Annotated in this window: 11 protein-coding genes; all 11 read left to right on the forward strand. The window is 50.2% G+C overall.

Annotated features, from left to right (window positions below; translation table 11 throughout):
• Positions 1–45: 45 nt before the first annotated feature.
• The 11 genes from LOS79_RS00665 (at position 46) to LOS79_RS00715 (ending at position 13,333) form a co-directional block, all read left to right on the forward strand.
• Complete coding sequence (locus LOS79_RS00665; protein WP_315415536.1) at positions 46–1,761, forward strand: peptide ABC transporter substrate-binding protein; 1,716 nt, start codon at positions 46–48, stop codon at positions 1,759–1,761.
• A 226-nt stretch (positions 1,762–1,987) separates the two neighbouring features.
• Positions 1,988–2,920, forward strand: coding sequence for an ABC transporter permease (locus LOS79_RS00670; RefSeq protein WP_042219963.1), 933 nt, complete (start codon positions 1,988–1,990; stop codon positions 2,918–2,920).
• 3 nt (positions 2,921–2,923) lie between these two features.
• A complete protein-coding gene (locus tag LOS79_RS00675; protein ID WP_315415538.1) occupies positions 2,924–3,871 on the forward strand; it encodes an ABC transporter permease in 948 nt (315 codons plus the stop codon).
• A 13-nt stretch (positions 3,872–3,884) separates the two neighbouring features.
• Entirely contained in the window at positions 3,885–4,880 is a 996-nt protein-coding gene (locus LOS79_RS00680; RefSeq protein ID WP_315421896.1) for an ABC transporter ATP-binding protein, read from the forward strand.
• Entirely contained in the window at positions 4,877–5,797 is a 921-nt protein-coding gene (locus LOS79_RS00685) for an ABC transporter ATP-binding protein (protein WP_315415540.1), read from the forward strand. The genes LOS79_RS00680 and LOS79_RS00685 overlap by 4 nt, the downstream gene beginning before the upstream one ends.
• A 250-nt stretch (positions 5,798–6,047) precedes the next feature.
• Complete coding sequence (gene bshC, locus LOS79_RS00690; protein ID WP_315415542.1) at positions 6,048–7,679, forward strand: bacillithiol biosynthesis cysteine-adding enzyme BshC; 1,632 nt, start codon at positions 6,048–6,050, stop codon at positions 7,677–7,679.
• 49 nt (positions 7,680–7,728) lie between these two features.
• Positions 7,729–8,997: an adenosylhomocysteinase gene (locus LOS79_RS00695; RefSeq protein ID WP_315415544.1), complete on the forward strand. Its 1,269-nt coding sequence runs from the start codon at positions 7,729–7,731 to the stop codon at positions 8,995–8,997.
• Between the two features lie 205 nt (positions 8,998–9,202).
• A complete protein-coding gene (gene mraZ / locus LOS79_RS00700) occupies positions 9,203–9,640 on the forward strand; it encodes a division/cell wall cluster transcriptional repressor MraZ (protein WP_039304237.1) in 438 nt (145 codons plus the stop codon).
• A 38-nt stretch (positions 9,641–9,678) separates the two neighbouring features.
• Positions 9,679–10,632, forward strand: coding sequence for a 16S rRNA (cytosine(1402)-N(4))-methyltransferase RsmH (gene rsmH / locus LOS79_RS00705; protein WP_315415545.1), 954 nt, complete (start codon positions 9,679–9,681; stop codon positions 10,630–10,632).
• Positions 10,633–10,655: 23 nt separating this feature from the next.
• Positions 10,656–11,054: a cell division protein FtsL gene (locus LOS79_RS00710; RefSeq protein ID WP_315415546.1), complete on the forward strand. Its 399-nt coding sequence runs from the start codon at positions 10,656–10,658 to the stop codon at positions 11,052–11,054.
• A 140-nt stretch (positions 11,055–11,194) separates the two neighbouring features.
• Positions 11,195–13,333, forward strand: a complete 2,139-nt coding sequence (locus tag LOS79_RS00715; protein ID WP_315415548.1) for a penicillin-binding protein — start codon at positions 11,195–11,197, stop codon at positions 13,331–13,333.
• The last annotated feature ends 21 nt before the right edge of the window (positions 13,334–13,354 follow it).

Below are 13,354 nucleotides of genomic sequence, written 5' to 3' on the forward strand. Positions count from 1 at the left end.
TAATCATAAACCATATACCACATTCTATTTAGGGGGAACTGCTAGATGAAGAAGAGTAAAAGTCTTTTGCTCATGTTCGCATTAGTTTTGGTTATCGGCACAGTGCTTGCTGGCTGCGGCGGAAACAACAATGCAAACAGCGGCACTAACGCTGCAGCAACAAATGCAGGCGGCAACACGAACACAGGAAACGCAACTGGTGAAGAGAAGCTTGCTGCTGATCAGACCCTTAGAGTCAACCTGACTGCAGAACCACCTACCTTTGACCCTGCTCAAGCTCAGGACAGCCAAGCAAACACCGTTCTGAAAACTATGTATGAAGGCTTGACACGCATGAATGACGAAACTGGCCAAGCTGAGCCAGGAATTGCTGAAAGCTGGGATATTTCCGCTGACGGCCTGGTATATACCTTCCACCTGCGTGATGCACAATGGAGCAACGGCGACCCTGTAGAAGCTGCTGACTTCCTCCGCGCCTGGAAAATCGTGCTGGATCCTAACACTGATCCAACTGCACCTTACGCATACCAATTGTACTACCTGAAGAATGCTGAAGAATATTATGGAAAGAAAGTTACAGATTTCAACGAAGTTGGCGTAAAAGTTGTTGACGCGAAAACTCTGGAAGTTACGCTGAAAGCACCAACTCCTTACTTCCTTGGACTTCTGTCCTTCTATACTTATTACCCTGTACACAAATCCGTTGAGGGTAATGCTAAATGGGCAACTAACAAAGACACTATGATTACTAACGGTGCGTTCACACTGACTGAATGGACTACCGGCCAATCCCTGCAAGTAAGCAAGAATGATAAGTACTGGGATGCTGCTAACATCAAACTTAGCAAAATCGACTTCTCCCTGGTTAACAGCGGCGCAACTGAACTGCTGAGCTACAAGAACGGCGAACTTGACCGCGCTGGTGCACCACACGGTGAAATCCCGCAGGAACAGATTCCAATCGTTCAAAAAGAGCTTCCTAACGAGTTCCAAAGAAAAGGTATTGCAAGTACTTACTACTATGAGTTCAACATCACTGAAAAACCTTTCGACAACGTAAAAATCCGTAAAGCTTTGGCGATGACTGTTAACCGTCAAGCGCTGATCGACAACGTAACACTGGGCGGACAGCTTCCGGCATTCGGTTTCGTACCTCCGGGTATCGCCGGCGCTGACGGCGAATTCCGTAATGCTGTTAAAGACAGCTACTTCACAGAAGATACAGAAGCAGCTAAGAAATTGCTTGCTGAAGGTCTGGCTGAAGAAGGTCTGACTGAACTGCCACCGGTTGAATTGTCTTACAACACAAGTGAAGGCCACAAGAAAATTGCTTTGGCTGTAGCTGATATGTGGAAACAAGCTCTGGGCATCACTGTTAACACTGTGAACCAAGAGTGGGCTGTATTCATCGACAACCGTCAAAACCTGAACTACCAGATCGCACGTGCTGGCTGGACTGCGGATTACAATGATCCAATGACCTTCCTGGATATGTGGGTAACAGGCGGCGGTAACAATGATACTGGTTACGCTAACCCTGAATATGACAAGCTGATCGCTGACGCTAAAGCAAGCTCTGACCTGGCTGCCCGCCAAGAAATGTTTGCTAAGGCTGAGAAGATGATCATCGAAGATGATATGATCCTGATTCCGTTCTACTACTACACAAACAACTCCCTGACTAAAGAGTACCTCAAAGGTGTAACTCTTGACTTCAGCGGTGCAATTGACTTCACTCGTGGCTACCTGCTCGAGCACTAAGAATTGTAGAACCTTCAGTTTACTTAACTGAATAGTGGGGTCTGAAGGTAGCAGTATACTTCGGGATATATATGTGGAATTCCATATATATCCCTTTTTTTTGCATTTCAGGCTATTTGTTAAAGATTTCACGAACTTACAAAATAAGAAATTAGACAAATGGCCATTTTTTTCATAAAATCTAATTATGTGTCTCAAAAAAATGTCAAAGGAGGTGTTGATGGGGATGGTTCGTTATGTTGCCAATAAGTTTTTCTATATGCTGGTTTCGCTGTTTGTGCTAATTTCAGCGACTTTTTTTCTGATGAAAGCCATTCCGGGGGACCCGTTTACTTCTGAAAAGAAAGTTCCGCCGGAAATAAAAGCGCGTTTATACGAGCAATATGGACTGGACAAGCCGCTCTATCATCAGTATTTCAAGTATTTGGGTGAAATCGTCCAAGGTGATCTGGGTGTATCTATGAAGCGTCTGAACCAGGATGTAACACATCTGATCGGACAAACGTTTTCAGCATCGCTGAAGCTTGGCGTTATTGCAATTATTGTGTCGGTTATTGTCGGTGTCTTTCTCGGCATGATGGCTGCACTTTATCACCGGAAGTTCATCGACAGTGCGGCAATGGTGCTGGCGGTGCTTGGGATTGCAGTACCGAGCTTCGTGGTTGCCTCTCTACTGCAGTATGTGTTCGCCTATAAGTTCCACATGTTCCCCGTTTCCGGGTTTAAAGGCCCGCTGTATTATGTCCTGCCGGTAACCGCACTTTCGGCCCAGCCGATAGCCTTTATAGCGAGGTTAACGCGCTCAAGTATGCTGGAAGTCCTGCATGCGGATTACATTAAGACTGCGAAAGCCAAAGGTCTGAGCTGGGCTGCAATTCTCAGCCGCCACGTCCTCCGTAACGGTATTTTGCCGGTTGTAACCTACATGGGACCTATGACTGCCAATATCGTAACTGGTTCTGTAGTTATTGAGCAGATCTTCGGTGTCGGCGGAATCGGCAAGCAATTCGTTGAAGCCATCGGTGTGCGTGACTATACCGTTATTATGGGGATTACGATCTTCTACGGTGTACTTCTGATGCTTGCCCGCTTCATTACGGATATTGCTTATGTGTTTGTAGATCCTCGTATCAAACTAACGGGCGGAAAGGAGGGCTAAAGATTGGCTTCTGACAAAAACTTGGTACCGCAGCATGCGGACCTGAAACCGGATGATTTCCGTAAGGTTGGAATTGATGAGAAACAGGCTGAAGTCATTCAGCGTGAAAGCCTGTCGGCTTGGCGTGATTCCTGGGAGCGTCTGCGCCAGAATAAAATGGCAATGACTGCACTGGGTATTCTCGGGCTGATTGTACTTGCAGCGCTGATCGCTCCACTGTTCTCAAAGTACAATTACTATTCTAATGATTTGCTCAGCACCAATAAGCCTCCTTCATCCGAGCACTGGTTCGGTACCGATGATCTCGGACGCGATATTTTTGTCCGTACCTGGTACGGGGCACGCATCTCGCTGATTGTTGGTCTTGCTGCGGCGGCGATTGACCTTTTGATCGGGGTTATCTATGGCGGTATCATGGGCTACTTCGGCGGACGTGTAGACAATATCATGAATAAAATTTCAGAAATTCTGTACTCCATTCCTTACCTGCTGGTTGTTATCCTGCTCCTGGTTGTACTTGAACCGAGCCTCGGGACAATTATCCTGGCACTGACGATAACGGGCTGGATCACCATGTCCTGGATTGTCCGCGGGGAGATCATGCAGCTGAAGAACCGTGAGTTCGTTCTGGCTTCCCGTTCCATGGGTGCAGGCTCCAAGAGACTGCTGTTCAAGCATCTTTTGCCGAATGCTGTCGGCCCAATTATCGTAACGATTACGCTGTCTGTACCAAATGCCATCTTTGCTGAAGCATTCCTGAGCTTCCTCGGACTTGGTGTACAGGCTCCTGTAGCTTCACTCGGATCGATGATCAATGACTCACTGACCGGCTGGCTGTATTATCCGTGGCGCTTCCTGTTCCCGGCTATTCTGATCAGCTTGACCATGCTTTCCTTTAATATTTTTGGTGACGGTCTTCGTGATGCACTGGATCCTAAGCTGAAGAAATAGGAGGTGAACAATGATGGAACCCATTCTGCAAATCAGTGATTTGCATGTTTCCTTTTTTGTAAAAGGCGGAGAAGTTCAGGCTGTACGCGGCATGAACTTTGAAGTAGGCGCAGGGGAGACTGTTGCCATTGTCGGTGAATCCGGCAGCGGTAAAAGTGTCACTGCCCAGTCGATTATGCGGCTGCTGCCTGCCCCGCTCTCCAAAGTGAAGCAAGGCGAGATTGTTTTTCAAGGAAAGAATCTGCTGGACCTTAGCATGAAACAAATGGAAAGTATTCGCGGCAAAGATATTGGCATGATATTTCAAGACCCGATGACTTCTTTGAACCCAACTATCAAAGTGGGCAAACAGATAACCGAAGTTTTGATCAAACATCAGAATATGTCAGCGGCCGAAGCGAAGAAGCAAGCTACCCAAATGCTGGAGTTAGTCGGCATCAAAAATGCGGAGGCTCGCTTTAACCAATATCCCCACGAATTCTCCGGCGGAATGCGCCAGCGCGTAATGATTGCTATTGCCTTGGCCTGCCGCCCGGCTCTGCTTATCGCAGACGAGCCGACAACGGCGCTTGACGTAACCATTCAGGCGCAAATTATGGAAGTTATGAAAGAGATGCAGCACAAGCTGGGGACCTCCATCATCCTGATTACACATGATCTCGGAGTGGTTGCCGGCATGTGTGACCGGGTCATCGTAATGTATGCCGGTGAAGTCGTCGAAACGGGTACAAGCTGGGAGATTTTCAAGAATCCCCAGCATCCCTACACCAAAGGTCTTTTGCGGTCGATGCCGCGTCTTGACCAAAAGAAGGGTGAGCCGCTGATTCCGATCATCGGAACTCCCCCGGATCTAATTAAGCCGCCGGTCGGTTGCCCTTTCACAGCACGCTGCAGCGAAGCGATGCATGTCTGTGAAAGGATCGATCCCGGCGCCACAGAATTCAGCGAAACGCATATGGCGCGCTGCTGGAGTCTGCATTCGATGGCCAAGGAGGTGCAGTTCGTTTGAGTAAGAATCTGATTGAAGTAGAGGGTCTTAAGAAATATTTCAATGTGGGTAAGGGAAGAGTTCTTAAGGCGGTTGATAATATTAATTTCACGATTCGTGAAGGCGAAACCCTGGGTATGGTAGGGGAGTCCGGTTGCGGTAAAACTACTGCCGGCCGTACGGTTCTGCGTTTGTATGAGCCGACTGCCGGAAGCGTGAAATACAATGGTACGGATATCTACAAATTGCCTCCGGGCAAAATGAAGGCTATGCGCCGTGATATGCAAATGATCTTCCAGGATCCGTATGCCTCGCTGAACCCGCGGTTTACGGTATCTGATATCATTGGTGAAGCGCTGGACATTCACGGCCTGGCCGGAAGCCGGCTTGAACGCAAGAAACGGATTGAAGAGCTGCTGGATATGGTCGGGCTGAACCACGATCATGCTACACGTTATCCGCATGAGTTCTCAGGCGGCCAGCGCCAGCGTATCGGGATTGCCCGCTCCCTTGCGGTTAATCCGAAGTTCATCGTCTGCGATGAGCCGATCTCTGCCCTCGACGTATCTATTCAGGCACAGGTTGTCAACCTGCTTAAAGAGCTTCAGGACCGTCTCGGGCTCACTTATCTTTTCATCGCCCATGACTTGTCCATGGTTAAGCACATCAGTGACCGTGTAGCGGTTATGTACCTGGGCAAAATGGTTGAGCTTGCGGAGAGCGAAGAATTGTATGCTAATCCGATTCATCCATATACGAAATCGCTGCTCTCGGCAATTCCGGAGCCGGATCCGGAAGTTGAAGCGAACAAGAAGCGCATTCATCTGCATGACGAACTGGGCAGCCCGATTTATGCTGCCAATGAGAAAACAAACGACAGCGATTATGAGCTTGTGGAAGTGTCGAAGGGTCATTTCGTCGCGAAGCAATTTGCCTAATCCGGTTTGTTCCTGAAGCAGAAGTGAACCTGATATTTGCAGTAACCTTACCGTAGGCGGGAGCGTTCAGCTCTCGCCTATTTCTAAAATTATAAGAATTTATCCGTTTCTACTTGATGAAAGACCGGATCAGTACATGAGCGTGCTTCATTTTTTTGACGCCGCCCTTCACTTTGGATACAATCATAAAGGGTTTACCGGATTTATGATTACATAAAGCAGTTAATTGTTAGACAGGAGGCAAGTGGATATGAATGTTGTGCCAGAACCACTTCCGGGCGGATCAGCGCTCGCAAGTGACTTTATACATCAATATGAAGCTGTGGGACATCTGTATGGCGGAGATTTCCGGGAACGGGAGAGCCGCACTATGCGGGCAGCCTGGCTGGACAGTACAGCAAGCGGGCGGGCAGACCGGTCAGCGGTTGTATCGTGTTTACGCAGCTATAACAGCCAGCATAATCCCCACGAGGCTGTCGTCCGTTCGCTGGACCTGCTTGAGCAGCCTGAGACACTCGTAGTGACCGGCGGCCAGCAGAGCGGACTGTTTACAGGCCCTCTCTTTGTAGTATATAAGGCGATTACTACCATTAAAGCTGCACGGGAAGCTGCTGAGCAGCTGGGACGGCAAGTTGTTCCCCTCTTCTGGATTGCCGGTGAGGATCATGACTGGGATGAGGTTAATCACACATATGTGCTTAACCGGGCGGGCGAAATTTCCCGGATCAAGCTGGATAAGAGCGAAGGACCGCGAAGCTCTGTCAGTACAGTCAAGGTGGATGCAGAAAGCTGGCTTGAGGTGATACAACAGCTGGACGGATTGCTGCAGGACAGTGATTTCAAACCGCAGATTATGGAATTTGTAAATGCAGCTGCACAGAATGCTGATAATGTGACTGCAGCGTTCGCCAAGCTAATGGGCGCACTGTTCGGGTCTTCCGGCTTAATTCTGCTCGATTCGGCAGATCCTGCACTGCGCAGGCTGGAGGCGCCAATGTTCGCTGCAATGATTGAACGGAATGATGAGCTGGAGGCTGCATATCTGGAAGGTGCAGAACGTATTACTTCCAGCGGTTATGCGCTACAGGCGGATGTCACACCGGGGAATGCGAATCTCTTCTATATTCATGAAGGCGCACGCCTGCTGCTTCATAAAGCGGATGGCCGGTTCGCAGACCGCAAGGCAGCCGTATCCTTTTCCAGGGAAGAGCTGCTGGAGTTGCTGGATAGCCATCCTGAACGGTTCAGCAATAATGTGCTGACGCGCCCTTTGATGCAGGATTATGTGCTGCCAGTTCTGGCAACGGTGCTTGGGCAGGGTGAAATGGCCTACTGGGCAATTCCGCATTTGGCCTTCAGGGTGATGGGCGGGCAGATGCCGCTGATCATTCCGCGCATGTCATTTACCATTATAGAAGGAACGCTGCACAAGCATATGGACAAATACGGCCTGGCCTTCACAGATGTGCGCCTTGGCCTGGAGGCTAAACGCAAAGAATGGCTGACCGCACAGGATGAAATGAAGCTGGAGGAAAAATTCGAAGAGGCTAAAGCTGCATTCTCCGCGATGTACGGGCCGCTGATTGAGCAGCTTGGCGGGATTCAGGCCGGACTGCTGAAGCTGGGCAACAGCAACAAGGATAAGATTATAGACCAGATCTCATTTCTGCAGGGCAAAGCCCTGGATGCGATGGAGAAGCAGAATGAGGCGGCGCTGCGCCAGTGGGAACGGATTGAGCTCTCGCTGATGCCGCTTGGTAAACTGCAGGAGCGGGTCTACAATATAATGTATTACCTGAACCGTTACGGCCCCCGGTGGCTGGAAGAGCTGATGGACATACCGGCCGACTACAGCGGAACACACCGCATTATTTATATGTAGGAAAAATATAGAAGCTGTCGCATATCCCATTTATTTAAGGAGGATTATCATGAATTCATCCAAAGACAAAAGTATTGTCGCCGATCTGTCACTGGCTCCTGAAGGGCATCTCAAAATCGACTGGGTTCGCCAGCATATGCCGGTACTGAACCGTATCCGTGAGCAATTCGAGGCGGAGCAGCCGTTCAAAGGCCTTAAGGTATCGATTACTCTGCACCTGGAAGCCAAGACAGCTTATCTGGCCAAGGTAGTACAGGCAGGCGGGGCAGAGGTTACCATTACGGGCTCGAACCCGCTGTCTACACAGGATGATGTGTGTGCTGCGCTTGTAGAGGACGGGATTACAGTCTTCGCCAAGTACAATCCGACTCCGGAGGAATTCAAGGAGCTGAATATTAAGGCGCTGGAGAGCAAGCCGGACCTCATCATTGATGACGGCGGGGACTTCGCGACACTGCTGCATTCTGAGCGCCCTGACCTGATGGAGAATATCCGCGGCGGTGCGGAAGAAACGACTACCGGCATCATCCGGCTGAAGGCACTGCAGAAGCAGGGGATATTGAAATTCCCGATGGTTGCGGTAAATGACGCCTATTGCAAATATCTGTTCGACAACCGCTATGGTACCGGGCAGTCAGCATGGGACGGTATTGTACGTACAACCAACCTTATCGTGGCCGGCAAAACGGTAGTGGTGGTCGGTTACGGCTGGTGCGGTAAAGGTGTGGCGATGCGGGCCAAAGGCCTGGGCGCTAACGTAATCGTTACTGAAGTGGACGCCATTAAGGCGGTTGAAGCACATATGGACGGCTTCCATGTCATGAAGATGACGGAAGCGGCGAAGCTGGGTGATTTCTTCGTTACCGTCACCGGTAACCGTTATGTGATCCGCGGGGAGCATTACGATGTGATGAAGGATGGCGCAATTCTCTGCAATGCCGGACACTTCGATGTGGAAGTGAACAAGCCGGAGCTTGCCGAGCGCTCAGTCTCACAGCGGACCGTACGCAAGAATATCGAGGAGTATCAGCTGAAGGACGGGCGCAAGCTGTACCTGCTGGCTGAAGGACGGCTGGTAAACCTGGGGGCTGCGGACGGCCACCCGGCAGAGATTATGGATACTACCTTTGCCCTTCAGGCATTATCCCTCAAATATGTGAATGACAATTATAAAGACATCGGAGTCAAGGTAGAAAACGTACCTTATGCCCTTGATGAGCAGGTCGCACGTTATAAGCTGGAGAGTCTCGGTATCTCTATCGACAGCCTGACCCAGGCGCAGGTGGACTATCTCGACAGCTGGAATCTGAACGATTAATGGTATGGATCTGAAATAACCCGGAGCCAATCAATTGGCCCGGGTTTTTATTTTTGGGCGGATCCGGCGGAACCCCCTTGACAAACAAGAAAAAATTACCTTGCTTATGAAAAAGGTTTTTGATTTTTAGTGGCGAATCTATTATGCTTAAGTGGTGTAAAGTGGGGCAAAGTGGGGAATTAGTACTTAAGGGTGGGGAAAGCTCATGTTTATGGGGGAATACCAGCATAGCATTGACGACAAGGGCCGGATTATTATCCCGGCTAAGTTCCGTGAATTGCTCGGAACCTCCTTCGTGGCGACCCGCGGCCTCGACTCCTGCTTATTTGTTTATCCCATGGAAGAATGGGGAATCATGGAGCAAAAGCTAAAAAGCCTTTCACTGATGAAATCGGATGCCCGTGCCTTCAGCCGGTTCTTTTTCTCGGGAGCGACCGAATGTGTATGGGACAAGCAAGGCAGGGTTAATCTGCCGGGGAATTTGCGGCAATATGCCAAGCTGGATAAGGACTGTGTTATTCTAGGCGTTTCGAACCGGGTGGAGATCTGGAACAAGGAGCTTTGGGAGCAGTACTTCGAGCAGTCAGAGGAATCGTTCAACGAAATTGCCGAGAAATTGGTGGATTTCAATTTTGATCTATAAACATACAAATTCGAATTACTGCCTTGGAGGGATGCAGCTTGTTTCACCACATCACGGTGCTTAAGGAAGAAGCGACAGAAGGGCTGCACATCAAGAAGGATGGCATATATGTTGACTGCACGCTCGGAGGAGCCGGACACAGTTCGCTTATTGCGTCCAAGCTTAGCGGCGAGGGCCGGCTGATCTGTCTGGATCAGGATGACTGGGCGCTTAATAATGCCAAAGAAAGACTTGCGGAGTATGGCGACAAGGTGGTTACGGTTAAGACTAACTTCCGCGAGCTGGAGCAGGTGCTGAAGAGCTTGCCGTTTGTTCCACAGAAGGACGGGATTCCCCAGGTGGATGGGATTCTGTTCGATCTGGGCGTATCCTCCCCGCAGTTTGATGAAGGGGAACGGGGCTTCAGCTACAATCACGATGCTCCGCTGGACATGCGGATGGACCAGTCGGCAGAGCTGACGGCATACGAGATCGTTAATAGCTGGCCGGAGCAGAGAATAGCCCAGGTGCTTTTCCAGTACGGGGAAGAGAAGTTCTCCCGGCGGATTGCCCGCAAGATTGTTGAGCGGAGAGAAGAGCGTCCGGTGGAGAATACCGGCGAGCTGGCTGAGCTGATCAAGGAGGGGATTCCTGCAGCTGCACGCAGAACAGGGGGGCATCCCGCCAAACGCAGCTTTCAGGGACTGCGGATAGCAGTGAATGACGAGCTTGGCGCATTTGAAGAAGGGCTGCATGCAGCTGTACGCTGTCTGGCACCTGAAGGAAGGGTATCGGTCATTACCTTCCATTCCCTGGAGGACCGGATCTGTAAGCAGATTTTCAGCGGCTATTTAAGCAGATGCACCTGCCCGCCTGACTTTCCGTACTGCGTGTGCGGTTCCGAAGGCACTTTGAAGCTGATCAACCGCAAGCCTATCGTGCCTGGAGAAGAGGAATTGGAGCTGAATTCACGCGCCCGTTCCGCTAAGCTGCGCATTGCTGAGAAATTGTAAATGACGATAAAGGAGAGTCAGAGATGGCCTATACCCGCGGAAATTTGGCAGTTCAACCTAAGAGAAAAGAAGAGGTAAACCCGCTTTACCGTGAGAAGACGAAAGTTGTCACCAGGCGGAAAGTTCTTCCGCTGAAGGAGAAGCTTCTGTATATGCTGACGCTGGCCACCTTTATTCTGGTCGCTGCCTCTTTAGTCTGGCGTTACGTCCATATTTACGATTTGAACATGCAGGCACAAAAGCTTGACCGTACCATTGCCGAGAGCAAGAAGCAGATTTCCGTCTTTCAGATGGAGAAGCAGAAGCTTGAGCAGACAGTGGTCGATAAGGCGAAGGATATGGGCTTTAAAACTCCGTCTGCCGATTCAACCATATATGTACCTCTGAACAGCAGCCAGGCCACTGACGAAGCCGGCAATTAATCAGCGATGAACGGCAATCGCAATACTAGAGTTTGTGAGGTTTGCTTATGGTCAAAAGAATAAAACTTCGCACGCTGTTTATAGGAGGGTGTATTACCCTCTTTTTTCTTGTTTTAGTCGGCAGGGTATTCTGGATTCAGGTGCTGCAAAATGAAAAATGGCAGAAAGCGGCAGCCGAGCAATGGGCACATACTTCCACCATCAAAGCGGTCCGGGGGGTAATTGAAGACCGCAACGGTAATGTCCTGGCGAGCGACGTTCCTGCTTATACCGTTGTAGTTAATCCCGAAGTCATCGCCGAGAAAGGAATCGGGGCAGAGGTTATTCAAGGGCTGAATGAGCTGCTGGACAAGCCGGTGGATGAGCTGACGAAGCTGGTTGAAGCCAAAGATGAGAAGGGCAAGTATTACAAGAACCGTGAAATCCGCAATGAAGGCTGGAAAATTAACCAGGACCTGGCGGATAAGGTAACAGCTTTTATCGAGAAGCTTAAGAAAGAGCATGATACGCTGGAAACCGGAGTCGGGCTGGTCAGGGAACAGAAACGTTATTATCCGAAGGACTCACTCGCTGCACATATCCTGGGCTATACCGACAGGGATGGCAATGCGATTATGGGTCTGGAAAAGTATTTTAACAAGCAGCTCGCGGGCACGGACGGCAAACTGTATTATCAGAGTGACGGTAAGGGAATTAAGCTGCCCGATTCACAGGATACATTCCAGCCGGTAGTGAACGGAAGCAACTTCAAACTGACCATCGACAGCACGATTCAGCATTATATTGAAGAAGCGATGAAGAAGGCTTATGCGGAATACAAGCCCAAGTCAATTAGCGTTATTGCCGCCGATCCGAACACGATGGAGATTCTCGGCCTGGCTAATATGCCGACCTTCAATCCGAATGAATTCTGGAATGCAGAGCCGGGAGACTTCTTTAATCATGCTATCATGACTAGATTCGAGCCGGGCTCGACCTTCAAGATTGTCCCGCTGGCTGGTGCAGTTCAGGAGAATCTGTTTGATCCCGATGCCACCTTCCAGTCAGGTTCAATCCGGATTAAAGGATACAGCAAGCCGCTTTACGACATGAACAGGGCCGGGTACGGGACCATTACCTTCCTTGAAGGGGTCAAGCGCTCCAGTAACGTTGCTTTTATTAAGATTGGTTATGAAATGCTGGGCCAGGAGAAGCTGCTGCAGTATATCAATAATTTCGGGTTCAGTGAAAAGACAGGCATCGATCTTCCGGGAGAGGTATCGGGTCTTGTTAACCCGGATCCAAGCAGGGCGGTAGAAAATGCTACACTTGCTTATGGTCACGGTAAGCTGCTCGTTACACCGATTCAGCAGCTCACAGCGATTGCAGCGATTGCAAACGGCGGCAAGCTGATGGTGCCGCATGTCGTCAAGGAAGTCACTGATCCTAATACAGGTAAAACCACGGTTACCCAGCCTGAGGTTGTCCGGCAGGTGATTTCTGAGGAAAGTGCACGTGAGACCGGAAGTTATCTGGAGCAGGTTGTTGCGGATCTGCAGCACGGAACCGGCCGGCATGCATACATTGAAGGCTACCGGGTAGCCGGCAAGACCGGAACGGCAATCAAGCCTGACGGTAAAGGGGGCTATGACCGGGATAAGGTGCGTTCCTCCTTCCTCGGATATGCGCCGGCCAATAATCCGAAGATTGCGCTCTACGTTATCATTGACGAGCCTGCGGATGCTGCCGGGGGCGGTGCTGCTGCAGGTCCTGTATTTAAGGAGATTGTTTCACAGTCTCTGCAATATATGGGCGTACCCAAAGCTGTTGAATCCGATACCGCCGGCAGCAGTAAAACTCCGGCCAAGGCGGCAGCTGTCTCAGAACAGCGCAGTACGCCTGAGCTGACGGGCAAAACAGTGAAGGAAGCCAGACAGCAGCTGCTGAACCAGGGCTTTGATTTCGAGGCTGTCGGCAATGGAGCGGCGGTAATCAGCCAATATCCGGTTAAAGGCACGAAGCTTACCGCCGGACAGCGGATTTATCTGCTTACGCAGCAGGATGAAGCCATGAGCATTCCTGATTTGAAAGGCCAATCCCTGCGCGATGCGCTGGAAATTCTCAATCTGCTGAAAGTCGGCATTTCGGTTGAGGGTGAAGGTTATGTCACGGAGCAGACGCAGACGGAGAATAACGGGAAAATTCATGTGTCGCTCAAGCTCAGCCCGGTGAATGAGTACGGGGAGAATATTCCGGTTACCGCCGCTGATGAAGCAGCGGCGGGCGGGGAAGCGCCGTAACCCCTGTCACCCGGCGGCAAT

Source organism: Paenibacillus sp. MMS20-IR301, from assembly GCF_032302195.1.
In the GTDB taxonomy this organism is placed as follows: domain Bacteria; phylum Bacillota; class Bacilli; order Paenibacillales; family Paenibacillaceae; genus Paenibacillus_AQ.

What these genes read in the sequence shown, in the direction of transcription:
- LOS79_RS00665 (WP_315415536.1), top strand. Translation starts at nt 46, where the DNA reads ATGAAGAAGAGTAAAAGTCTTTTGCTCATGTTCGCATTAGTTTTGGTT.
- LOS79_RS00670 (WP_042219963.1), top strand. Translation starts at nt 1,988, where the DNA reads ATGGTTCGTTATGTTGCCAATAAGTTTTTCTATATGCTGGTTTCGCTG.
- LOS79_RS00680 (WP_315421896.1), top strand. Translation starts at nt 3,885, where the DNA reads ATGGAACCCATTCTGCAAATCAGTGATTTGCATGTTTCCTTTTTTGTA.
- bshC (WP_315415542.1), top strand. Translation starts at nt 6,048, where the DNA reads ATGAATGTTGTGCCAGAACCACTTCCGGGCGGATCAGCGCTCGCAAGT.
- LOS79_RS00695 (WP_315415544.1), top strand. Translation starts at nt 7,729, where the DNA reads ATGAATTCATCCAAAGACAAAAGTATTGTCGCCGATCTGTCACTGGCT.
- mraZ (WP_039304237.1), top strand. Translation starts at nt 9,203, where the DNA reads ATGTTTATGGGGGAATACCAGCATAGCATTGACGACAAGGGCCGGATT.
- LOS79_RS00710 (WP_315415546.1), top strand. Translation starts at nt 10,656, where the DNA reads ATGGCCTATACCCGCGGAAATTTGGCAGTTCAACCTAAGAGAAAAGAA.